20 protein-coding genes are annotated in these 23,332 nt (G+C 71.5%); 10 read left to right on the top strand and 10 right to left on the bottom strand.

Features of this window, described 5'->3' with window-relative positions:
• Positions 1–111: 111 nt before the first annotated feature.
• Positions 112–1,572 (bottom strand): MATE family efflux transporter, encoded by a 1,461-nt coding sequence (locus E2C06_RS12835; protein ID WP_241671247.1) that lies wholly within the window; start codon positions 1,570–1,572, stop codon positions 112–114.
• An 88-nt stretch (positions 1,573–1,660) separates the two neighbouring features.
• Between E2C06_RS12835 and E2C06_RS12830 the strand changes: the two genes are divergently transcribed.
• Both E2C06_RS12830 and E2C06_RS12825 read left to right on the top strand, forming a co-directional pair.
• A complete protein-coding gene (locus tag E2C06_RS12830) occupies positions 1,661–2,710 on the top strand; it encodes an alpha/beta hydrolase (protein WP_133288999.1) in 1,050 nt (349 codons plus the stop codon).
• 89 nt (positions 2,711–2,799) lie between these two features.
• Positions 2,800–3,132, top strand: coding sequence for a hypothetical protein (locus E2C06_RS12825; protein ID WP_133288998.1), 333 nt, complete (start codon positions 2,800–2,802; stop codon positions 3,130–3,132).
• A gap of 7 nt (positions 3,133–3,139) precedes the next feature.
• On the opposite strand, the gene E2C06_RS12820 is transcribed toward E2C06_RS12825, so the two are convergent.
• Positions 3,140–4,168, bottom strand: coding sequence for an alpha/beta fold hydrolase (locus tag E2C06_RS12820; protein ID WP_133288997.1), 1,029 nt, complete (start codon positions 4,166–4,168; stop codon positions 3,140–3,142).
• Between the two features lie 133 nt (positions 4,169–4,301).
• Here E2C06_RS12820 and E2C06_RS12815 point away from each other — a divergent pair, with 133 nt between their 5' ends.
• The 7 genes from E2C06_RS12815 to E2C06_RS12785 all read left to right on the top strand — a co-directional run bounded on the left by E2C06_RS12815 (position 4,302) and on the right by E2C06_RS12785 (position 10,291).
• Positions 4,302–6,092, top strand: a complete 1,791-nt coding sequence (locus E2C06_RS12815) for an IlvD/Edd family dehydratase (protein ID WP_133288996.1) — start codon at positions 4,302–4,304, stop codon at positions 6,090–6,092.
• 121 nt (positions 6,093–6,213) lie between these two features.
• Positions 6,214–6,453: a hypothetical protein gene (locus tag E2C06_RS12810; RefSeq protein WP_133288995.1), complete on the top strand. Its 240-nt coding sequence runs from the start codon at positions 6,214–6,216 to the stop codon at positions 6,451–6,453.
• 78 nt (positions 6,454–6,531) lie between these two features.
• Positions 6,532–7,533, top strand: a complete 1,002-nt coding sequence (locus E2C06_RS12805; RefSeq protein ID WP_133288994.1) for an alpha/beta hydrolase — start codon at positions 6,532–6,534, stop codon at positions 7,531–7,533.
• Between the two features lie 155 nt (positions 7,534–7,688).
• Positions 7,689–8,432, top strand: a complete 744-nt coding sequence (locus tag E2C06_RS12800; RefSeq protein WP_133288993.1) for an SDR family oxidoreductase — start codon at positions 7,689–7,691, stop codon at positions 8,430–8,432.
• A gap of 70 nt (positions 8,433–8,502) precedes the next feature.
• Positions 8,503–9,357, top strand: coding sequence for a fumarylacetoacetate hydrolase family protein (locus E2C06_RS12795; protein ID WP_133288992.1), 855 nt, complete (start codon positions 8,503–8,505; stop codon positions 9,355–9,357).
• Entirely contained in the window at positions 9,296–9,664 is a 369-nt protein-coding gene (locus E2C06_RS12790; RefSeq protein WP_338324209.1) for a YdhR family protein, read from the top strand. Before E2C06_RS12795 ends, E2C06_RS12790 begins: the two co-directional genes overlap by 62 nt.
• Before the next feature lie 87 nt (positions 9,665–9,751).
• Complete coding sequence (locus tag E2C06_RS12785) at positions 9,752–10,291, top strand: cysteine dioxygenase family protein (RefSeq protein ID WP_133288990.1); 540 nt, start codon at positions 9,752–9,754, stop codon at positions 10,289–10,291.
• A 10-nt stretch (positions 10,292–10,301) separates the two neighbouring features.
• Here E2C06_RS12785 and E2C06_RS12780 read toward each other — a convergent pair whose 3' ends face one another.
• The 4 genes from E2C06_RS12780 to E2C06_RS12765 form a co-directional block, all read right to left on the bottom strand.
• Positions 10,302–11,675, bottom strand: a complete 1,374-nt coding sequence (locus tag E2C06_RS12780; RefSeq protein ID WP_133288989.1) for a hypothetical protein — start codon at positions 11,673–11,675, stop codon at positions 10,302–10,304.
• Between the two features lie 254 nt (positions 11,676–11,929).
• Positions 11,930–13,462, bottom strand: a complete 1,533-nt coding sequence (locus tag E2C06_RS12775; protein WP_206664524.1) for a UxaA family hydrolase — start codon at positions 13,460–13,462, stop codon at positions 11,930–11,932.
• A gap of 25 nt (positions 13,463–13,487) precedes the next feature.
• Complete coding sequence (locus E2C06_RS12770) at positions 13,488–15,167, bottom strand: Na/Pi cotransporter family protein (protein WP_133288988.1); 1,680 nt, start codon at positions 15,165–15,167, stop codon at positions 13,488–13,490.
• A gap of 30 nt (positions 15,168–15,197) precedes the next feature.
• On the bottom strand, positions 15,198–16,070 hold the full coding sequence (locus E2C06_RS12765; RefSeq protein ID WP_165982361.1) for a TauD/TfdA dioxygenase family protein: 873 nt from the start codon (positions 16,068–16,070) through the stop codon (positions 15,198–15,200).
• 136 nt (positions 16,071–16,206) lie between these two features.
• On the opposite strand from E2C06_RS12765, the gene E2C06_RS12760 reads away from it, so the two are divergent.
• Complete coding sequence (locus E2C06_RS12760) at positions 16,207–17,784, top strand: ABC transporter substrate-binding protein (protein ID WP_133288986.1); 1,578 nt, start codon at positions 16,207–16,209, stop codon at positions 17,782–17,784.
• 135 nt (positions 17,785–17,919) lie between these two features.
• Here E2C06_RS12760 and E2C06_RS12755 read toward each other — a convergent pair whose 3' ends face one another.
• The 4 genes from E2C06_RS12755 to aspS all read right to left on the bottom strand — a co-directional run bounded on the left by E2C06_RS12755 (position 17,920) and on the right by aspS (position 23,302).
• On the bottom strand, positions 17,920–19,485 hold the full coding sequence (locus tag E2C06_RS12755; RefSeq protein WP_133288985.1) for an ABC transporter substrate-binding protein: 1,566 nt from the start codon (positions 19,483–19,485) through the stop codon (positions 17,920–17,922).
• Positions 19,485–20,426 (bottom strand): isopenicillin N synthase family dioxygenase, encoded by a 942-nt coding sequence (locus tag E2C06_RS12750; RefSeq protein WP_133288984.1) that lies wholly within the window; start codon positions 20,424–20,426, stop codon positions 19,485–19,487. The genes E2C06_RS12755 and E2C06_RS12750 overlap by 1 nt, the downstream gene beginning before the upstream one ends.
• Before the next feature lie 173 nt (positions 20,427–20,599).
• Positions 20,600–21,433 (bottom strand): cell envelope integrity EipB family protein, encoded by an 834-nt coding sequence (locus tag E2C06_RS12745; protein WP_241671246.1) that lies wholly within the window; start codon positions 21,431–21,433, stop codon positions 20,600–20,602.
• Positions 21,434–21,463: 30 nt separating this feature from the next.
• Positions 21,464–23,302, bottom strand: a complete 1,839-nt coding sequence (aspS, locus tag E2C06_RS12740; protein ID WP_133288983.1) for an aspartate--tRNA ligase — start codon at positions 23,300–23,302, stop codon at positions 21,464–21,466.
• Between the last annotated feature and the right edge of the window lie 30 nt (positions 23,303–23,332).

The following is a 23,332-nucleotide window of genomic DNA, read 5'->3' as shown; positions in this document are numbered from 1 at the left end:
GCATGACGCTGCCCTGACCACACCCGGCCAGGGCGGTGCCGCGTTCACGTCCGCAGGCAAGCCGCGGCGGGCAGCAGGCCGGCTTCGGCGGCGCAACGGGCGCCGGCCGGGTCAGGCCCCGGCCGCGGCGGCGCCCCCGGACAGCCCCCGCCAGCGCCGCAGCATCAGCAGCGCGACGCAGCCGAGCCCCGCCGCCAGGCCGATCCAGAGCCCGACCGGCCCGAAGCCCGCCTGCCAGGCCAGCAGCAGCCCGACCGGCATGCCGAGCCCCCAATAGCCGAGCGCCGCCAGCAGCATCGGCACCCGGGTGTCCTTCAGCCCGCGCAACGCGCCAGCGGCCACCGCCTGCACCCCATCCGCCAGCTGGAAGATGCCGGCGATGGTCAGCAGCGTGGCGCCGAGCGCCGCGGCCGCGGCGGCCTCCGCATCCCCGGCGCCGAGGAAGCCGCGCGCGATCGGCGCCGAGGCCACCACCAGCAGCAGCGCCGTCGCCAGCATGAAGCCGGCGCCGAGGCCGATCGCCACCCAGCCGGCCCGCGCCGCGGCGCGCGGCTCGGCGGCGCCGGCGAAGAGCCCGACCCGCGCCGTCGCCGCCTGGCCGATGCCGAGCGGGATCATGAAGGTCATCCCCGCGGTCTGCAGCGCGATGGCGTGCGCGGCGACCGCCACCGCGCCGAACCAGCCCATGGCGATGGCGGCCGCGCTGAAGACGCCGATCTCGAGCAGCATGCTGCCGCTGATCGGCAGGCCGAGCCGGACGACCTCGGCCAGCTTGGCGAGGTCCGGCCGCCAGAAGCGGCCGAGCAGGCGGAAGCGTCCCAGCACCCGGTCGCGCGCCATCAGCCCGAGCAGCCCGCCCAGCATCGCCGCATTGGCCAGCGCGCTGGCGATGCCGGCGCCGAGGATGCCGAGGCCGGGCCAGCTGAGGGCACCGAAGACCAGAAGCCAGCACAGCGCGCCGTTCAGCAGGATGCCGCCCCCGGCGACCCAGAGCGCCGGCGCCGGGCGTTCCATCGCCGCGAGGAAGCCGCGCAGCACGATGAAGCCGCAGAAGCTCGGCAGGCCCCACATCATCGCCCGCAGGTAGGTGCCGGCCAGCGCGGCCAGATGCGGCTGCTGCCCCAGCGCCAGCAGCACCGGCTCGGCGAACCAGAGCAGCAGCATCGAGGGCAGCAGCAGCGCCAGCGCGGCCCAGAGCGCGCTGCGCGCGCCGCGCCGCATCTGCCTGACCCAGCCCCGCCCCGCCCCGCCCGGCAGCCGGCCGGCGCCGCGCGCCTGGGCCAGCATAGGCCCGGCGGCGAAGGCGGTGCCGAGCGGCGCGGCCATCACCGCCCAATAAAGGTTGGCCGCCAGCGTCCCGGCCGCCAGCGCCTCGGTCGAGAGCCAGCCGAGGATGACGGTGTCGGTCAGGGCGAGCGCGTGCTGGCTGAGGTTGGTCAGCGCCAAGGGCCAGGCCAGCGCCAGGGTGGCCCCCGCCTCCGCCAGCCAGGCGGGCCGCCGGGTGATGCCGCCGATGGGATGTGCCTGCATCGCGCCCCTGTAGCGCAGCGGCGGCGCGCGGTCGCCTGGCATGCCGGCGGGTGGCTGGCGCGGCACCGCTTCCGCGCTAGGCTGCCGGCCAAGCCACACCCGAGGTGGCAGGATCCTCAGGAGTGACGTCATGCACCGCCGCGCGCTTCTCGCCACCCCCTTGGCCACCCCGATGATCGCCGCGGTCCCGGCCCAGGCCCAGTCCCAGCCGGCCCAGCTCGCCACCGAGGAATTCATGGTTCCCTCGAAGGACCCGGGGATCGAGATCTTCGTCCGCAACAAGCGGCCGGAGGGGATGGCCGCCTTCACCCCGGGCCGCACCTTGCTGTTCGTGCATGGCGCGACCTATCCGGCGCATACCGCCTTCGACCTGCCGCTCGGCGGGCTGTCCTGGATGGACTACATCGCCGGCCGCGGCTTCGATGTCTGGTGCATGGACATCCGCGGCTATGGCCGCAGCACCCGCCCGCCCGAGATGGCGCAGCCGCCCGAGGCCAATCCGCCGCTGGTCCGCGGCGACGCGGCGGTGGCCGATATCGGCGCGGTCAACGCCTTCATCCGGCAGCGGCGCAACCTGCCGCGGATCGTCCATATGGGCTGGTCCTGGGGCACCGGGCTGACCGGGCGCTTCGCCGCCGACAACCCCGCCGTGGTGGAACGCGTGGTGCTCTATGCGCCGCAATGGCTGCGCGAGGGACCGAGCCTAGCCGCCGCCGGGCAGCCCGCCGAGCTCGGCGCCTACCGCTGGGTGACCCAGGCCGCGGCGAAGCAGCGCTGGCTGACCGGCGTGCCGGCCGAGAAGGTCGCCGCGCTGATCCCGCCCGGCTGGTTCGAGCACTGGGCGGGCGTCACCTGGGCGACCGACCCGGAGGGGCAGCGGCGCAACCCGCCGGCGCTGCGGGCGCCGAACGGGGTGACCCAGGACAGCCGGGACTACTGGCAGTCCGGCAGGCCCTACTACGACCCGGCGAAGATCACCGCGCCGGTGCTGCTGGTGGTCGCCGAATGGGACCGCGACACGCCGCCGGCGCTGGCCAGCACGCTGTTCCCGCTGCTGGTCAACAGCCCGGGCAAGCGGCTGGTCATGCTGGCGGAGGGGACGCACACCATCCTCATGGAGCGAAACCGCGGCGCGCTGTTCCAGGCGGTGCAGGTCTTCCTCGAGGAAGCGGCGGCCTGACGGCCGCGGCTTTACCGTTTTCTCATCCGGGCGGTGTTCCCTGCCGCGGCGGCCGCTTCCGGGCCGCCCAGGCAGAGGAAAACCTTGGCATGCTCATCCCCCGTCATGCGGCGCCGCTGGCGGCCGTCACGCTGCTCCTGCTCGGCGCCGCTGCCGCCGAGGCGCAGGGCAACGACCCGTCCTTCAGGCTGACCAACAACAGCGCGGGCAAGATCAACGAGATCTACGTCTCCTCCTCCGGCGTGAATTCCTGGGGGCCGGACCGGCTCGGCGACCGGTCGCTGAACTCCGGCGGCAGCTACACCATCCGCCTGCCGAGCGGGCAATGCGTGAACGACATCCGCGTGGTCTATGGCAGCGGCGAGGCGACGGAGCGGCGGCGGGTGAATACCTGCGGCCTGTCGGACCTGGTCTTCCCCTAGCGCCGGGTCATCGCCACAAGCCGCGCGCCGCCAGCCAGTCCTGCACCACCTGGGCGACCGCGCGGTTGTTCCTGTCCATCATCATCATGTGGCTGTTGCCCATGATCCCGCGTTCCGGCAGCGCCACGACATCGACGCTGCCGCCCGCGGCCCGGAGCTTCGCGTAGAAGTCGAGCCCGCGCTGGCGGATCGCCGGCCAGCGGCCATCCTGCTCGATGAAGTCGCCATAGAGCGCGAGGACGGGAATGCCGCGCAGCGCCGCCAGCGCCTCCGGCGTGGCCTCGCCGAAGCCGGCGGGCTCGACCAGCACCAGCGCGCGGACCTGCGCCGGCTCGGCCTGGGCGGCGCGGGTCGCGAACATCCCGCCCTGGCTATGCGCCAGCACCACCGCCGGCCCCGCCCGGCGCAGCAGCGCCCGGTAGGCCGCGAGCTGCGCCGCATCCGTCGTGGTCCAGCGCGGCACCACCTGGCGCATGAAGTCGTCATAGGCCTCGATGGGGAACTGCGTCCCCGGCAAGGCCGTGCGCGTGCGGTAGCTGCCCGGGCCGGCGCCGATCCGGAAGCGCTCCCAGGGATCGGCCTTGGTCAGGAAGACCGGCTCGCCCGCGAAGATCTCGGGATACATCGCCCAGCCGGCGCGGCCGCGCTCCACCGCATCCGAGACATAGGTCGCCCAGCCCCGGCGGAGGAAATACTGCTGCCAGCCCTCCCGCCCGTCCGGCGTGCTCTCCCAGGTCACGCCGGTCAGCCCGCCGCCATGCCAGAGCAGCAGCGGCACCCTGCCGCGCTCGGCCGCGGGCAGGTGGTACTGCACGTACATCGCCTCGACCTGGTAGGGGCCGTTGGCGTCGATCCGGGCGGGGACGCCGCCGGGGACCAGCAGCACCTCCCGCACCGGCTTGTCGGCGACCACGGCTTCCCGCCCGCCGACATGGAAGCTGCCCATCCCGCGCAGCGCGAGCGGCGGATCCTCCTGCGCCTGGACCAGGGCGGGGGCGAGGGTGACGAGCGCGGCGAGCAGCCGGTGGCGCAGCATGGCGGGGGTCCCAGGGCGGACGTTCCGACGCGGACGTTCCGACGCGGACGTTCCGACGACGCTACCCTGCGCGCGCGCCGTTGACACCCCAACTCAGCCGTCTAAGCCTTCCACCCCAGCGGGAGTGAATGCCATGGCCGGCTCCGACCAGACGAAGAAGCATTTCAAGCTGCGCAGCCAGCGCTGGTTCGACGACCCGGAGGATCCGGGGATGACCGCGCTCTATACCGAGCGCTACCTGAACTTCGGCATGACGCGGGGCGAGCTGCAATCGGGCAAGCCGATCATCGGCATCGCCCAGACCGGCTCCGATCTCTCGCCCTGCAACCGCCACCATATCGACCTGGCGAAGCGGGTCAGGGACGGCATCATCGCCGCCGGCGGCATCCCGCTGGAATTCCCGATCCACCCGATCCAGGAAACCGGCAAGCGGCCGACCGCGGCGCTCGACCGCAACCTCGCCTACCTGTCGCTGGTGGAGGTCCTGCACGGCTATCCGCTCGACGGCGTGGTGCTGACGGCGGGCTGCGACAAGACCACGCCGGCGGTGCTGATGGGCGCGGCGACGGTCAACATCCCGGCCATCGTGCTCTCCGGCGGGCCGATGCTCGACGGCCACTTCAAGGGCCAGCTCACGGGGTCCGGCACCATCGTCTGGGCGGCGCGCAAGCAGCTCGCCGCCGGCGAGATCAACTACGACCACTTCATGGAGCTGGTGGCGAGCTCGGCGACCAGCGTCGGCCACTGCAACACCATGGGCACCGCGCTGTCGATGAACAGCCTGGCCGAGGCGCTGGGCATGTCGCTCCCCGGCTGCGCCGCCATCCCCGGGCCGTACCGCGAGCGCGGCCAGATGGCCTATGCCACGGGCAAGCGGATCGTCGAGATGGTGCACGAGAACCTGCGGCCCTCCGACATCCTGACCCGGGCCGCCTTCGAGAACGCGATCCTCGCCGCCAGCGCGATCGGCGCCTCCACCAACTGCCCGCCGCACATCATCGCCATCGCCCGGCACATGGGCGTCGAGCTGAAGATCGAGGACTGGGACACGATCGGGCAGGAGATCCCGCTGCTGGTCGATTGCCAGCCGGCCGGGCGCTTCCTCGGCGAGGCCTTCCACCGCGCCGGCGGCGTGTCGGCCGTGATGAAGGAGCTGCTGGACGCGGGCAAGCTGCGCGGCCAGGCGATGACGGTGACCGGCAGGACCTATGCGGCCAACCTCGAGAACCTCGAGGCGCCGGACCGCGAGGTGATCCGCGCCTATGACGCGCCGATGAAGCCGCATGCCGGCTTCGCCATCCTGTCGGGCAACATCTTCGACAGCGCTGTCATGAAGATCTCGGTCATCGATGCCGAGTTCCGCCGCCGCTACCTGTCGGAGCCGCCGGGCGTCTTCAACGGCAAGGTCGTGGTCTTCGAGGGGCCGGAGGACTACCACGACCGGATCGAGGATCCCTCGCTCGGCATCGACGCGCATACCGTGCTGGTCATCCGCAACTGCGGCCCGGTCGGCTATCCCGGCAGCGCCGAGGTGGTGAACATGCAGCCGCCGGCGGCGTTGATCAAAGCCGGGCTCGACACGCTGCCGACCATGGGCGACGGACGGCAGTCCGGCACCTCGGGCAGCCCCTCGATCCTCAACATCTCGCCGGAGGCCGCGGTGGGCGGCGGGCTGGCGCTGCTGAAGTCGGGCGACCCGATCCGCATCGACCTCAACACGCGCAAGGTCGACGTGATGATCCCCGAGGCCGAGCTCGCGGCACGCCGCGCCGCCTGGAAGCCGCCGGTGCTGCCGAACAAGACGCCCTGGGAGGAGATCCAGCGCAGCATGGTCGGCCAGCTCGGCACCGGCGGCTGCCTGGAACCGGCGACGGCCTACCTCAACATCCTCGAGACCCGCGGGGAGAGCCGGCACAACCACTGATACGTATCAGTCCGGCAAATACCGGGCATCGGCCTTTCGCATTGGCAAGGATGGGGGGAAAGCTCCATTTTGGGGGCAACGGGCGGCCACAGGGCCGCCCAATCCCCTGAGGTCGATGTCCATGCCGCGCAACCTGCTTGTCGCCGCCCTCGTGTGGGGCCTGGCCGCTGCCCCGGCCTTCGCCCAAGGCCAGCCTGCCGCCACGCCCGACCCCGTCAGGACGCTGGAGCAGAACCAGCGCGCCTATGTCGCACCGCGTGCCGCGGCGCAGCAGGCCACCCCGGCGAAGGAACGGCCGGTCGCCGCCACCCTGCCCACGGTCAGCGGCCGCCGCGTGGAACTGGCGGACCGGGACCGGTAGCCGCCCGGCGGAACACCCGGTTCCGTTCCCCTCCCGCCCCGTGCCAGACTTGCGGCAACGGGGACGGGAGGATGGCCGATGACCAAGGGCGCATCACGGCGCGGCCTGCTGGCCGGCGCGGCGAGCGGCGGCGCGCTGGCGGCGCATGGCGCCGCGGCCGAGGAGGCGGTCTGGAGCGCCGAGTACTGGGCCGAGAAGGGCCCTCGGGACAGTCCCGTGAAGCTTTACCTCTTCCGCAAGCGGCTCGGCGCGCCGCGGCCGGGGGAGCCGGCGAGGCCGGTGCTCTTCCTGGTGCACGGTTCCTCCAACTCGGCCCGTCCCTCCTTCGACCTGACGGTGCCGGGCAAGGGGGAATACTCGCTGATGAACGTCTTCGCCCGGCTCGGCTACGACGTCTGGACGATGGACCACGAGAATTACGGCCGGTCGTCCCGCACCGAGAGCAATTCCGACATCGCCTCGGGCGCTGCGGACCTTGCCGCCGCCATGCCGGTTGTGGCGCGGGAGACGGGTGCCGCGCGGCTCCACATGATGGGCGAAAGCTCCGGCGCGCTGCGCGCCGCGGTCTTCGCGGCGAAGGACCCGTCCCGGGTGGACCGGCTGGTGCTGACCGCCTTCACCTATACGGGCAAGGATTCGCCGACCCTCACCGAGCGCGCCAAGCGGCTCGATGCCTTCCGCGCCAGCAACAAGCGGCTGCGCGACCGCGCCATGATCCGCAGCATCTTCACCCGCGACATGCCCGGCACCTCGGACATGGCGGTGGCCGAGGCGCTGGCGGATGCCGAGCTGGTCTTCGGCGACCAGACGCCAACCGGTACCTATCTCGACATGACGTCGAGGCTGCCGGTGGTGCAGCCGGAGGATGTCGGATCTCCGGTGCTGCTGATCCGCGGCGAGCATGACGGCATCGCCGCGATGGCCGACCTGCAGGATTTTTTCGGCCGGCTGCCGAACGGCGACAAGCAGTTCGTCTCGCTCTCGCATGCCGCGCATGCGCTGCATTACGGGCTGAACCGGGCGCAGTTCTGGCACGCGGTGCACGCCTTCCTGTCGATGCCACCGCCGGTCGCGGCGTAGGGCAGCAGGCCCTCCCTGCCGCCGCGCCGCGGCTGCCGACCCCCGGACAAAGGTGAGTGGAGGTCCGGGGAGAAAATTCTTCCCTTCCCCGGGGCATTGACGCAGGGAGCGTCCCCGTGAAGATGGCGCCCGCAATCCAGGGCGGGAAACGGGTCATGGCCGGCAGGCTGCAGGGCAAGCGGTGCTTCGTGACGGCGGCGGGCCAGGGGATCGGGCGTGCCACGGCGCTGGCCTATGCCGCGGAAGGCGCCAGCGTCGTCGCCACCGACCGCGATGCGGAGAAGCTGCAAGGCCTCGACGGGATCGAGACGCTGGCGCTCGACGTGCTGGACGACAAGACGGTGGCCGCCGCCGTGCAGGGTGCCGGGCCGCTCGACGTGCTGTTCAATTGCGCCGGCTTCGTCCACCAGAACTCGATCGAGACCTGCACCGACGACGAATGGGACTTCGCCTTCGCGCTGAACGTCCGCGCGATGTGGCAGACGACGCGCGCCGCGCTGCCGGGCATGATCGGCAAGGGCGGCGGGTCGATCGTCAACATGTCCTCCGCCTGTTCCAGCCTGAAGGGCGCGCCGAACCGGTTCCTCTACGGCACCACCAAGGCGGCGGTGATCGGGCTTACCAAGTCGGTCGCCACCGACTATGTCTCGAAGGGCATCCGCTGCAACGCGGTCTGCCCCGGCACGGTGGACACCCCGAGCCTCGGCGACCGCATCGCCGCCAATGCGGCGCAGGCCGGGGGCATGGATGCGGCGCGCGCCGCCTTCGTCGCGCGGCAGGCGATGGGGCGGCTGGCCACCGCCGAGGAGATGGCGGCGCTGGTCGTCTATCTCTCGGCGCCCGAGAGCACCTTCGTCACCGGCCAGGCCATGGTCATCGACGGCGGCTGGATGCTGTAAGTTTCCCCCCGCGCGGCAAGCCGCCACACCAACCCTTGCCGCGCGGGGCCCCTATTCTGGAGGACCCATCATGAAGCTGCTGCGCCACGGCCCCGACGGCCAGGAAAAGCCCGGGATGCTCGATGCATCCGGCACCATCCGCGACCTTTCGGGCGTCATCCCCGACCTTGCCGGGGACGCGCTCTCGGCCGCCGGCCTGGCGAAGCTCGCCGCGCTGGATCCGGCATCGCTGCCCGCGGTCCCGGGAAGCCCGCGCCTCGGGCCGCCGGTCGCCGGGATGAAGAACCTGATCTGCATCGGCCTGAACTACGCCGACCACGCCGCCGAGACCGGCGCGCCGGTGCCGAAGGAGCCGATCGTCTTCCTGAAGTCGCTCGGCGCGCTGTCCGGCCCGAACGACGACGTCATCATCCCGAAGAACTCGGTGAAGTCCGACTGGGAAGTCGAGCTCTGCATCATCATCGGCACCAAGGCCAAGTGCGTCACGGAAGACCAGGCGCTCGACCATGTCGCCGGTTATGCCCTCGGCAACGACGTTTCCGAGCGCGAGTGGCAGATCGAGCGCGGCGGCGCCTGGGACAAGGGCAAGGGCTGCGACACCTTCGGCCCGGTCGGCCCCTGGCTGGTGACCAAGGACGAAGTCCCCGACCCGCAGAACCTGACCATGTTCTGCGAGGTGGACGGCAAGCGCTACCAGAACGGCTCCACCCGGACGATGATCTTCGGGGTGAAGACCATCGTCTCCTACGTCTCGCACATGATCACCCTGCACCCGGGTGACGTCATCTTCACCGGCACGCCGCCCGGCGTCGGGCTCGGCGTGAAGCCCTCGCCGGTCTTCCTGAAGGCCGGGCAGGTGATGCATCTCGGCATCCAGGGCCTCGGCGAGCAGACCCAGAAGACGGTGGCCTACGCTGCCGGCTGACGCGCCGGTCCTGCTGATCCTCGACTTCCCGGCCCGCCCACCAGGCGGGCCGGCACAGGCGGCGGCGCTGCGCGCGCTGGCCGAGAGCATCGCGCAGGAGCCGGGCCTTGCCTGGAAGATCTGGACCGAAAGCGCCGCCGAAGGCCGCGCCGGCGGGGTCTACCTGTTCGAGAGCCGCGCCGCGGCCGAGGCCTGTCACCGGATGCATGCCGAACGGCTCGGCCGGGCCGGCGTCACCGGGATCGAGGCGACCTACCGCGAGATCAACGCGCCGCGATCCCGCATCACCCGCGCGCCGTTACCCTGAGCCCCGCCGCGGCGAAGAATGCTTTGCCGCGCGGACGTGGCAATCGCTAGCCTTCCCCGCACCCCGTCGCGGCAGGAGACGCCCCGGATGCTAGAACTCGAAAGCTTCATCGATTCCTGCCATGCCGCGCTGGCGGAGGATGCCGGTGGCCATCGCGCGGTGCGCGAGCTGCTGGCCCGCACCGTCGCGGAACCGGGCGGCGTCATGGCCGGGCTCGGCGACCCGCAGCGGGCGGGCATCACCGCGCTGCACCGCTCGGCCGACCTCACCATCCTCAACGTCGTCTGGGGCCCGCGGATGACCATCATGCCGCACGACCACCACATGTGGGCGGTGATCGGCGTCTATACCGGCGGGGAGGACAACATCTTCTGGCGCCGGCTGCCGACGGGCAAGGTGGAAGCCGCCGGGGCGCGATCCCTCCGCGCCCGGGACTGCGCGGTGCTGGGACGCGACATCGTCCATTCCGTCACCAACCCGCTGCCGCGGCTGACCGGGGCGATCCACATCTATGGCGGCGACTTCTTCGCCGCCGAGCGCAGCGAATGGGACCCGGAGACGCTGTGCGAGGGCCGCTACGACGTCGAGAAGGCGAAGCGGCTGTTCGAGGACTCGAACAGCCGCTGACCCGTCCGGGTCAGATCAACGGCGCGTCCGACGCACCGGACAGGAAGGACGCCGCCACCGCGCCGGCATCCGCAAGCTGGAAGCTGCCGAGCGCCTCCCCCAGCGGCAGCAGGATGCCGTTGGCGACCGGCAGGTCCGCCTTGTAGCCGGCGACGCCGTTCACCTCGCCCGGCGTTCCCTCGCCCTCGGTCGCCGGAACCAGCAAGCCGTGGATTTGCAACTCGCGCCCGGTCACCCGGTCCTGCAATTCCTGGAAGATGGCGGCCTGCGCGGGATCGGCAGTGTTGAACCGGTAGTATTCGCTGATCCGCAGGTTGCCGGCGGCATCCGCCCTGGTCACCGGGTTCGGCAGCACGGCATTGCTGATGGAGCCGTCGTCGGTCAGCGCCAGCAGGACCGGCCCGACCACCGGCTCGCCCTCGGCATCCTCGACGAAGCCGTCCCTGTCGGCATCGAGCCGGAAGTTCGGCAGCAGCGACGGCGCGTCGCTGGCGAAGCCGTGGATGTGGCTCGCATGCGCCTGGTCCGGCGTCAGCCCGGTGGCCCAGAGTTCCACCGTGACGACCGCATTGGCCTTGTCGATCTGCACGGCAGCCAGGCCGAGCGCACCCGAGCCGTTCGAGGGCTGCAGCAGCGCCGCATAGGTATCCGTCGCGGCGGTCTGCGCGCCCGCCGGCTCCGGCGCGACCGGGCCGGTGCCGGCGGGATTGAGCGTATAGGGGCCGAGTGCGGCGAGCAGCGTGGAGGCCTGCGCCAGGAAGGCGGCGGACTCGCCGCCGAGCCAGTTGGGGACACCGAGCGCATCCGCCGCCGTGGCCAGCACCGGCGGTACCTCGTAGAGCTGGCCCTGGCTGACCGGCACCTGCGGGTTGTAGCCGGCGGCGCCGTTCACCTCCCCGCCGGTGCCGAGGCCGCCGCCGCCCGGCAGGTCGAGGCCGTGGAATTCCAGCACCCGCCCGTCGAGCCGCGCCTCGACCCGCGCCAGGATCTGCGCATCGTTCGGGTCGGCCGGATCGAGCGTGTAGCTCTGGTGGAAGGCGAGGTTGCCAGCGGCATCGGCAGCCGGGAAATCCGGCGAGACCTCCAGCCCGAAGCCGGCCTTTCCCGAGGCGGTGAGGCCGGCGAGGAGCGGGCCATAGGCGGCGGACTCACCCTCCGCCGTCTCGACGACGCCATCGCCATCGGCATCGTCCAGCCCGACGGCCAGGCGTTCCGGGGCGTCGTTCAGGAAGCCATGCAAATGGAAGGGGTGTACCTGGCCCGGCGTCAGCCCGGAGGCGGCGACGTCCACGCTCAGGACATTGCCGTCGAGGCTGGTGCGGGCGAGGCCGAGCACGCCGGAATTGTTGGCAGGCGTCAGCAGGGTGAGGAATTCGTCGGCCATTCTGGTCGTCTCTCCAGGGCGGGCCGGACAGCCCGCGTGCCGGGAGCAACGCCGATCCGCGCGCCGCCGTTGGAAGCGGCAGCGCGTCACATGCTCGACAGGATTTCCTCCGGAATAGAGCGCGTTCCGGCAGAATCGATCTTAAATTCCGGCCGTTTGGCAGATGATACTACTTGCCCAAGCGGCGCTTTGGCGGTTGCGCTCTTGACCCGTCTGAAACGGCTTTGCGCAAGGCCCGGCGGGGGCTCCGCGCCCTACATCGTCGCGCCGAGCACCCAGGGCGCGAATTCCGCCGCGCCGAAATCGAAGGCCTCGCTCTTGGTCCGGCCGCCGCTCGCGGTCTCCAGCATCTTGGCGAAGATCCGCTCGCCGACCTGCTGCACCGTTTCCTCGCCGGTCACCACGGTGCCGCAATTGATGTCCATGTCGTCCTCCATCCGCTGGAACATCGGCGTGTTGGTCGCCAGCTTGATGGAAGGCGTCGGCTTGCAGCCGAAGACGCTGCCGCGTCCGGTGGTGAAGCAGAGCAGGTTGGCACCGCCCGCGACCTGCCCGGTCGCCCCCACCGGGTCGTAGCCCGGCGTGTCCATGAAGACGAAGCCCTTGGCCGTCACCGGCTCGGCGTAGCGCACCACCTCGACCAGGTTGGTGGAGCCGGCCTTCGCCATGGCGCCGAGCGACTTCTCGAGGATGGTGGTGAGCCCGCCGAGCTTGTTGCCGGGGGACGGGTTGGCGTCCATCTCGGCACCCTCGCGCGCGGTGTACTCCTCCCACCAATGCATGACGTCGACCAGCTTCTGGCCGACCGCGGGGGAGACCGCGCGGCGGGTCAGCAAATGCTCGGCGCCGTAGGTCTCCGGGCTCTCCGACAGGATCACCGTGCCGCCGTGCCGCACCACAAGGTCGGAGGCCGCGCCGAGCGAGGGGTTGGCGGTGATGCCGGAGTAGCCGTCCGAGCCGCCGCATTGCAGGGCGACGCAGAGCTCGCTCGACGGCACCGGCACGCGGGCAACCTTGTTCGCCTCCTCCAGCACCTCCTTCACGAAGGCGATGCCGGCGGCCACCGTCTTCCGGGTGCCGCCCATCTCCTGGATGTCCATGTTGCGCAGCCGCCCGGACAGCCGCTGCTCGTCCAGCAGCCCGCCGATCTGGTTGACCTCGCAGCCCAGGCCGATGGCGATGACATGGGAGAAGTTGGCATGCCGGGCGAAGCCGCCCAGCGTCCGCCGCAGCAGCGTCAACGGCTCGCCCTGGGTCATGCCGCAGCCGGTCTTGTGGGTCAGCGCCACCACGCCATCCACGTTCGGCCAGGCCGCCAGCGGGTCCTCCCCGGTCAGCGGGTTGCGGCGGAAGGCCATGGCGATCAGCTCGGCGACATGCGCCGAGCAGTTCACCGAGGTGATGATGCCGATGTAGTTGCGCGTGGCGACCCGCCCGTCGGCGCGGATGATGCCCTGGAAGGTGGCGGGGGTGGCGACCTGCTCAAGCGGCTTCGCGTCGCGGCCGAAGGCATAGTCGCGGGAGAAGTCGCCCATGCCGAGGTTGTGGGTATGCACCCAGGCGCCGGGCGGGATGGCATCGGTGGCGAAGCCGATGATCTGGCCGTAGCGCCGCACCGGCTCGCCCTTCGCGTGCGCCTTGACCGCGATCTTGTGGCCGGCCGGGACGCGCGCGGCGGTCGAGACGCCGCCGCCGAGAGGCGTGCCCGGCGGCAGCACCTGGCGGGCGATGACCACGCCGTCCTCCGGATGGAGGCGGATGACGGGCGGCTGGGTCATGGCGTCCATGCTGGTTCTCCCTCTCGGCGGTACCTTAGCCGCTGGGGGGGAAATCGCCATCCGCCAGGGCGGTGTCGGTTGCGGTGTCGGTCGCCAGCCGGCTCGGCAGCAGCTCGCCGCGGCGTTCCAGCAGCGGGTGGGCCACCAGGGCGATATGCCCGCCGACCCGGCGCAGGTCGCGCACCGCGTCCAGCAGCAGCCCGGCCGCGTCGCCCTCCCCGGCCGCCAGCCGGCGCGCCGCGTCGCGCTCCGCCACGCGCAGCCCTTCCTTGCCGCGGACCAGGGCGCGGGCGGCCTCGGCATCCTCCAGCATGAAGACCGCGATCGCCAAGCGGAGCTGTTCCTGCAGCGTCCCGTGCAGCTCGGCGATCTCCTGCAGCCCGGCTTCCTCCAGCGGGGCGCCGCGGCGCAGCCGCTTGCCGGCATGGCGCAGCAGGTCGCGCTCCATCACGTCGGCGGCGTGCTCGAGCGCAATGGCGAAGGCCTGCACCTCCTCCAGCCGGCGGATCTCCTCCTCGCCCAGGGCGTCGCGCGGGATCTGCGAGAGATAGTCGTGCACCGCGCGGTGCAGCCTGTCGACCTCGTCGTCCAGCCGGCCGGCGGCGCGGGCGGCGTCGCGGTCGGCGGCGCGGAAGGCCTCGGCCGAGGCCTTCAGCATCGCCTCCACCCGGTCGGCGATGCGCAGCACCTCCCGCGCCGCATTGGCCAGCGCGACGGAAGGCGTGCGCAGCGCCGCCTCGTCGAGGTAGCGCGGCGCGCCGGGATCGGCCGCGGTGCGGTCCGGCAGCAGCCGCACCAGCAGCCGCGCCAGCCCGGGCAGCAGCGGCAGCGCCAGCAGGCCGGTGGCCAGGTTGAAGGCCAGGTGGGCATTGGCGACGAAGCGCGCCGGCGCCGCATCCAGCGCCTGCAGCCAGGCGACCGCCTGCGGCAGCAGCGCCAGGCCGATGGCGGCGCCCAATACCCGGTTGATCAGGTTGCCCATCGGCACCCGCAGCCGCGCCGTGTCCTCCCGGTCGCCGCCGGCTTCCAGCAGCGGGTTCAGCGCGCTGCCGAGATTGGCGCCCAGCACCATGGCGAAGGCGGCACCGGGCGCCGCCACGCCGCTGCCGGCGAGCGAGGCCACGAACAGCACGCCGGCGACGCTGGAATGCGCTGCCCAGGCGATCGCGGCGGCCAGCAGCAGGTTGGGCAGCGGCTGGTCGGCCAGCGCCGCCAGCAGCGCGCGGAGGGTGGGAGAGGTCTCGACCGGCGCCATGCTGGCGACCATCAGGTGCAGCGCCAGCAGCATCAGCCCGAGCCCGATCGAGACGCGCCCGAGATCCCGCGTCCGCGCCCGCTTCGCCCGGCGGAAGGCCAGCACGCCGACGAGGACCAGGCCAGGGAAGACCGCCGCCACGTCGAATGACAGCAGCTGCACGATCAGCGCGGTGCCGAGGTTGCCACCCAGCATGGCGGCCAGCGCCGGCGCCAGCGCCACCGCCCCGGAAGCGGCGAAGGAGCCAACCATCAGCGCCGTCGCGGTGCTGGACTGCAGCACCGCCGTCACGCCGAGCCCGGCGGCGAAGGCCCGCACCCGGCCACCCAGCGCCACGCCAAGGGCATGCCGCAGCCGGCTGCCGAAGGCCTTCTGCACGCCGCTCTGCACCATGTGCAGGCCCCAGAGCAGCAGGGCCGCCTCGCCCGCCAGGTCCAGCAGCAGCCGGAATTCGGTCATTCCCGGTCCGTCACCTCCGTGGCGGCGCGGTCAGGCAGTGCCGGCCACCGTTGTGCGGAACATCAACCGGGTATGGCGCGTGTGGTCGAACAACGATGCGGTGTGCAGGACGGAGCGGTTGTCCCAGGCCACCAGGTCGCCCGCCCGCCAGCGGTGGCGGTAGAGGTAGCACTCCTGCGAGGCATGGGCCATCAGCGCCTCGATCAGCGCCCGGCCCTCCTCCGCATCCATCCCTTCGATGTGGCTGATCACGGCAGGGCAGAGGAAGAGCGAGCGCCGGCCGGTCACCGGATGGGTGCGGACCAGCGGCTGCGGCATGGGCGGGAATTTCCGCCGCGCGTCCTCCGACAGCGGCGGCCGGCCCGGGGTGTGGCGGGCATTCCAGGCATAAAGGGTGGCGAGGTCGTGCACCGCGGTCAGGCCCTCGATCCGCGCCTTCATCGCCGCGTCGAGGTCGTCATGGGCCGCCTGAGCGTCGAGGAACCAGGTCTCGCCGCCCTCCGGCGGGCAGATCGCGCCGTAGAACAGGGAGGCGGCGCTCGGCACCGCGCGGAAGCTGCTGTCAGCGTGCCATTGCTCGACGCCGGTGGCGAAGTTGGCCTTGATGCCGTCGGCCTCGTAATTGCCGACGCAGAAGATCTCGGGGTGAAGCGGGTGGGTATGGGTGGTGCCGGAATGCAGCTCGAGCGGGCCGAGCCGCCGGCTGAAGGCGACCTGCGCGCCGGGGTCGTTCGGCACGTTGCGGATCAGCACAACATGGTGGCGGTGCAGCGCGGCGAGGAAGGCGGCGACATCGGCCGCGGGCGCATCGCCGGCGATCGTCAGGCCGGTCAGCTCGGCGCCGAAGCTGGCGTCGAGCGGGTGCGTCGCCACGCGGGTGGCGGGGGATAGGGCAGCGCTCATCTCTGGCAGGCTCCTGCGAGGACGACCGTGGACTTCGGCGTGTTGCGACCATCCTGCCCCGGCCGCCCGGCCAGGGCCACCCCTTCCCGCGCCGCGCATCCTGCCCTATCGCGCAGCCCCGAGGGGGAGTGACGCCATGCAACGACGCAGCATCCTGAAGGCCGCGGGCCTGATCGGCCTGCCGCTGCCGGCCTTCGGCCAGGGCAGCCGGGCGCGCACGCTGCGCTTCATGCCGCAGGCGGCGCCGGCGGTGCTGGACCCGATCCTCAACCCCACCACGATCGCCACCACGCATGGCTACTGCGTCTTCGACACGCTCTACGGCTGCGATTCGAAGCTGCAGCCGCGGCCGCAGATGGCGGAAGGGCACACGGTCTCGGCCGATGGGCTGACCTGGACCATCCGGCTGCGGGACGGGCTCCGCTTCCACGACGGCGAGCCGGTGCGGACCAGCGACTGCGTGGCGTCCCTGCAGCGCTGGGCGGTGCGGGACGGCTTCGGCCAGGTGCTGGCGAAGGCGGTGGCGGAGTGGGGCGCGCCGGAGGACCGGGTGCTGGCGATCCGCCTGCATCGCCCCTTCCCCGCCCTGCTGGACGCGCTGGCCAAGCCAGCGGCCAGCCCCGCCTTCATCATGCCGGCGCGGATCGCGGCGACGCCGGCCGACAAGCCGATCGGCGTGGAGGGCATGGTCGGCAGCGGCCCCTGGCGCTTCCTCGCCGGCGAGTTCGTCCAGGGCGCCCGTGCCGCCTATGCCCGCAACGAGGCCTATGTCCCGCGCGAGGAGCCGGGCGAGGCGGCCGCGGGCGGCAAGCGGGTGCATTTCGACCGGCTGGAGCTGGTCTGGATCCCGGATGGCGGCACGGCGGCGGCCGCCCTGCAGACCGGCGAGATCGACTGGGTCGAATACCCGCTGCCCGACCTCGTCCCGGTGCTGGCGCGCGACCGCAACATCACCACGCAGGTCTACGACCCGAACGGCTTCCTCGGCTTCCTCCGCTTCAACCACCTGCACGCGCCGTTCAACGACCTGCGGGTGCGCCGCGCGATCCGCGACGCGATGGTGCAGCCCGACTACATGGCGGCCGTCGCATTGCCGGGCGATTGGCAGGAATGCCACGCGGTCTTCCCCTGCGGCCTGCCTGACGTGAAGGAGTTTACCCCCGCGCCGCGAGGGGACGCCGCGATGGAGCGCGCCCGCGCGGCGCTGCGCGAGGCCGGCTACAAGGGCGAGACGGTGGTGCTGGTGAATCCCAGCGACTTCCCCGCCGTCACCCAGCAGGGCCGCGTCACCGCCGACCTGATGCGGCGGCTCGGCATTAACATCGAGCTGGTCGAGAGCGATTGGGCGACGACCATCGCCCGCCGCGCCAACAAGGCGCCGCCCTCGCAGGGCGGCTGGAGCCTGCACAACACCAATTTCCCGGCGGCGGCCATCGCCAACCCGGCGGTCAGCCCGATCATCCGCGGGCATGGCGAGCGTGCCTGGTTCGGCTGGCCGACGGATGCGGCCTCCGAGGCGGAGGTCGAGGCCTGGATCAACGCGGCCGACACCGCGACCCAGGCGCGGGCGATGGCGGCGCTGCAGGAGGCGGCCTGGGAGAGCGTGCCCTTCGCGCCGACCGGGCTGTTCCGGCTGCGCACGGCCTTCCGGCGGGACCTGAGCGGGGTGCTGCAGGGGCCGAACCCGTTCCTGTGGAATTTGAAGCGGGGGTAAGGAAGGTTGGGGAGGAAAAAGCATTTCCTCCCCAAACCCCACCTTTGCTTTTTGTGAGTCGAGTGCCGCCGCGCGGCGAATGCCAGACTCGTAAAAATAGATGAGGGGTCCGGGAAGAATAGCTTCTCCCCGGCCTTACTTCCGCTCGATGTTCCAGAACACCGGGAAGGCAAACGGCACCACGCCCTTCACCTCCGACCGATAGGCCGCCGGCGCCGAGAATTGCCCGCCCCAGAGGTAGTTCACGTTGCGATGGAAGGCGGCCTGCAGTTGCGCCGCCAGCGCCTTCTGCTGCGCGGGGTCGGCAGCTTCCGCCACCTGGCGCAGCAGCGCCGTGGTTTCCTCGTCGCAGTGCCAGCCGGGGTTGAACTCCGAGCAGTTGTTGGACACGGCGGGATTGGAGAGCGGGTTGATGAGGTCGATGCCGTTCCAGACGATCGGCATCACGCTCCAGCCGCCTTGCTCGGCCGGCGCGCGGCTCAGCCGGCGCTGCGCCGCGGTCGCATAATCCGTGGTGAAGACATCGACGTTGAAGCCGGCGCGCTTGAGCTGATCCGCCATCACCAGCCCGATCGGGTTCAGCAGCGCCGAGCTGGCCGCGTGCAGGAAGACCACCTTCTCGCCCTTGTAGCCGGCTTCCTGCAGCAGGGCGCGGGCGCGCTCGGGGCCGGCGCCGCGGAGATACCCGGTGCCGGCCTCGTTGGTCAGCGGCGCGTCGCACATGTAGATCGACAGGCAGGGCCGCGCCATGTCGGCGGGCAGGCCGAGCCCGGCCATCACGTCAGGCTGCTGGATCGCCGCCTGCAGCGCGCGCCGCATGCGGATATCGTTGAAGGGCGGCTGCACGTGGTTGATGTTGAGCACGGAGACCATCTGCTGCACGCCGCGCTGGGAGGCGATGGTCACGTTGCGGTCGCGCCGCAGCGCCGCGATGAAGTCGAAGGGGACGATCTCCAGCAGGTCCATCTCGCCGGCCTGCAGCGCGGCGACACGCGTCGCCTGGTCCGGCATGCTGATCAGCTCGACCCGGTCGAGCTTTACGACCTTGCCGCCCGCGAGCCCGTCCGCCGGCTCGGCGCGCGGCCGGTAGCGCGGGTTGCGGTCGAAGCCGGCGCGGTCGCCCGGGCGCCATTCGGCGCGGCGGAACAGGAAGGGGCCGGACCCCACGATCTCCGGCACCGCCTTGTCGGCCGGCAGGTCGGCGAGCCGCGCCGGCATCATCACCGGGATGGTGTGGCCGGGCTTGCCCAGCGCCTCGATCACGAAGGCGAAGGGGCGGTTGAGCTTCAGGGTGAAGCGCCGCTCGTCCACCACCTCCAGCGCCTCGGCCGAGCGCATGAGCTGTCCGCCCAGCGCCTCCCGCTTCGCCCAGCGGCGGATCGAGGCGACGCAGTCGGCCGCGGTCACCGGGGTGCCGTCGGCGAACTCCAGCCCCTCGCGCAAGGTGAAGCGCCAGGTCAGCCGGTCCTCCGAGACCTCCCAGCCCTCGAGCATCTGCGGCCGGAAGGTGCCGGCATTGTCGATGCCGACCAGGGTGTCGAAGACCATGTAGGCGAAGACGCGGGTCGCATTGATCGTGGTGACGATCGGGTCGAGCACCTGCAACTCGGTGTTCAGCGAGACGCGGAGCGTCCTGGGCTGCGCGCTGGCGGGGCCGAGGGTCGCGGCCAGCAGCGCGGCGGCGAGGGCGAGCCGGCGCATCAGGCCGCACCCGCCTTCCGGACATGGTCGTAATTCTGGTTGCGGAACCAGGCCATGTACGCCCCGGTCGTCATGGCCGGGAAGCGCGGCGGCTCGGCATCGCAGCCCGGCAGCAGGTCGATCAGCGTGTCCGGGTTGGGGTGGAAGAAATACGGGATGGCGTAGCGCGGCCCGCCCGAGGTGTTGAAGGCACGGTGCGGCGTGGACAGGAACCGGCCGTTGGTCCAGCGGTGCAGCACGTCCCCGGTATTGACCACGAAGCTGTCGGGGATGACGGGCACGTCGAACCAGGCGCCGTCGGTGGTGCGCAGCTGCAGGCCGGGCACCTTGTTCTGCGCCAGCAGGGTGAAGAAGCTGCTGTCGGAATGCGGCGCGATGCCGAACTCGTTGGCGCCGTAGCTGCACGGCGGGTAGTGGGTGAAGCGCAGGTTGGTCAGCGGCCGGTCGCAGAGCGGGGCGAAATGGCCGGCCGGCAGGCCGAGCGCGGCGGCGTAGAGCGGCAGCATGGCCTGGGCCAGCGCGTCGAGCGCGTCGTAATAGCGCAGCGCCACCTCGCGGAAGCCGGGCAGGCCGGCCGGCCAGCATTCCGGGCCGCCGGCATCCGCGCCGGTCCGCTTCATGAAGAAGGCCTCGTTCTCGTTCGGCTTGTTGTCGGGGTTGATCCTCGAATGTCGCGTGGTGCTGCCGCGCAGCGGGACGTAGCCCTGCAGCTGCGGGTTCGCCTTGACCGCCAGCTTGGCGTCCAGCGGCTGGGCGTGGAAGCGGGCGCAAGCGGCGAAGGCCTCCTCGACCAGCGCGGCCGGGACGCCGTGGTTGACGATGGTCAGGAAGCCGATCGTCTCGCAGACATGGCGCAGCTCGGCGGCGGTTGCCTGCAAGGCGCCGGGCTCATGGGCGAGGTAGGGGCCGAGGTCGAGGACGGGGATCGCGGGCGCGGCCATGGCGGCTCTCCTGCAGCAGGCGGGGCTGGGTCGGGTGCCATGCGCCGGCTTGCGCGTTCTTGCGGCAAGTCAATCACGCGCGGTGCCGCGGGGTCAAACCGCCGGACAGCAAAAAGGCCCCGGCGGTGACCGGGGCCTTGGCAGCGCAGCGAACGGGCGGGCGGGCGGGCGGCTCAGCAGGGGTTGGGCAGCAGCGCCAGCTCCTGCAGCGCGCCGTTCACGCTGAACTCGCCGAAATCCATCTGCATCTCGTCGGCAACGCCGTTGGCATAGTAGCGCAGCCCAACCTCGTAGTCCGGGGCGCTGGCGCCGCCATTGGCGCCGCTGTCGTTGCGGTCGAAGAAGGCGACCCGCATCCGCGCGCTGCCGAGCTTGGCCAGGTCGGGGAATTTCGCATTTGCCGCCGGCGGCTGCCAGGCGGAGATCACCGTGGTGGTGTCCTGGGCGCCCTCGGCGCTGGTGCCGTCGAAGAGCGGCACCACCATCATGCGCTTGCCCGCCTTGGCCGCGGCCAGGCTGCGGATGGTGTGCAGCATGGGCAGCAGGGTGCCCTTCGGCAGGTCCTCCTGCTTCGCCTCCGGCTCGGTATAGGTCACCGTGCCGCCGGCCTCGGTCACCTCGGCATCGCCGGCGATCCGTTGGGAAACAGCGCCCTGGCTGGTCTGGGTCAGGCTGAAGCGGATCTTCTTCCCGTCCTTGGTCTCGAAGGTCGAGTAGTCCGAGGTGGTCTCGACATCCTGGCCGTCGCGGTCGGTCAGCCGCAGTTGGAAGCGCTGGCGGGTCGCCCAGCCGTCGCAGCTGTCCACCACCTCGTACAGCATGGCCCCGTCGGCCCGGGCGATGTCCGAATTGTCCCGCACCTTGTCGAGGGTGAGCCGATAAGCGGCGCGATGGCCGGCCATCGCCTCCGCTCCCGGCTCGGCCGCCGCGGCCGGCAGGGCGACCGACACGCCGAGCGCAATCGTCACGGCCATGAAGGCGGCAGTTAGGGGGCGGCGCAACGGCATGGCGCGGGTCCTTGGGTGCATCGGCAGCAATTAGGGCGTCTTGGCCGGCACTGCACCCTGGGGCGCATCCTTCGGCGCGGGCTTTTCGGCCGATGGCTTGGCCGGCGGCAGCACGGTGCGGATATGCAGCTCCCGCGTCCGCGCCTCCTCCACCGGGGACGGGGAACCCATCATCAGCTCCTCGCCCTGCTGGTTCATGGGGAAGAGGTTGACCTCGCGCAGGTTCGGTTCTTCCGCCAGCAGCATGACGATGCGGTCGATGCCGGCGGCCATGCCGCCGTGCGGCGGGGCGCCGTAGCGGAAGGCGTTCAGCATGCCGCCGAAGCGGTCCTCGACGGCCTGGGGCGGGTAGCCGGCGATGCCGAAGGCCTTTACCATGATTTCCGCCTTATGGTTGCGGATGGCGCCGGAGGCCATCTCGTAGCCATTGCAGACCACGTCGTACTGGTAGGCCCCGATGGTCAGCGGGTCCTGCCCCTCCAGCGCCGCCATCTCGCCCTGCGGCATCGAGAAGGGGTTGTGGCTGAAGTCGACCTGGCCGGTCTCCTCGTTCAGCTCATAGAAGGGGAAGTCGGTGATCCAGCAGAAGCGGAAGCCGGCCTTCTCGGTCAGGCCGAGATCGGTTCCGAGCTTCAGCCGCGCCTGGCCGGCAAGCTTGGCGGCATCCGCCGCCTTGCCCGCGGCGAAGAAGACGGCGTCGCCCGGGCCGACGCCGCAGGCGGCGCGGATCGCCTCGGCGCGGTCGGCCTCGAGGTTGCGGGCGATCGGGCCCTTCGGGCCTTCCGCGTCGAAGGTGATGTAGCCGAGCCCGCCGGCGCCCTGCTCGCGCGCCCATTCGTTCATCTTGTCGAAGAAGGAGCGCGGGTTGGCCCCCGCGCCCGGCGCCGGGATGGCGCGCACCACGCCGCCGGACGCGGCGATCTTCGAGAACAGCCCGAAGCCGCTGCCGGCGAACTGCTCCGTCACGTCGCGAATCACCAGCGGGTTGCGCAGGTCCGGCTTGTCCGAGCCGTAGTCGAGCATCGCCTTGGCATAGGGGATGCGGATCCAAGGGCCGGCATCGACGTGGCGGCCCTCGGCGAAGCGCTCGAAGGTACCGCGGATCACCGGCTCCATGGTGGTGAAGACGTCCTCCTGGGTGACGAAGCTCATCTCGACGTCGAGCTGATAGAACATCAGCGTGCGGTCGGCGCGGCCGGCCTCGTCGCGGAAGCAGGGGGCGATCTGGAAGTAGCGGTCGAAGCCGGCGACCATGGTCAGCTGCTTGTATTGCTGCGGCGCCTGCGGCAGGGCGTAGAATTTGCCGGGATGCAGCCGGGCCGGCACCAGGAAGTCGCGCGCGCCCTCGGGGCTGCTGACGGTCAGGATCGGCGTCTGGAACTCGTTGAAGCCGGTGGCGATCATGCGCTCCCGGATGTCCTGGATGATCTGGGCGCGCAGGATCATGTTGCGCTGCAGGCGTTCCCGCCGGAGGTCGAGGAAGCGGTAGCGCAGCCGCATCTCCTCCGGCGCCTCCTGCTCGCCGGCGACCTGGAAGGGCAGCACCTCGGCGGCAGATTGCAGGGTAAGCTCGCGCACCCGCAGCTCGACCTCGCCGGTGGGGAGCTTGGCATTGACCGTGCCGGGCTCGCGGTTCACCACCTCCCCGGTCACGGTGACGACGCTCTCGGCGCGCAGCCGGTCGGCCGCCTCGAAGACCGGCGACCCTTGGGCGACCACGCATTGGGTCAGGCCGTAATGGTCGCGCAGGTCGAGGAAGAGCAGCCCGCCATGGTCCCGCTTGCGGTGCACCCAGCCGGAAAGCCGGACGGTCGCGCCGGCGTCGCTGGCGCGAAGGGCGCCGCAGGTATGGGTGCGGTAGGCGTGCATGGGGCGGGGACCTGGATCTGCGAGGAAGGG

The organism is Dankookia rubra (assembly GCF_004355005.1).
GTDB classification, from domain to species: Bacteria; Pseudomonadota; Alphaproteobacteria; order Acetobacterales; family Acetobacteraceae; genus Paracraurococcus; species Paracraurococcus ruber_A.
This window is presented reverse-complemented; position numbering and strand designations above follow the sequence as displayed.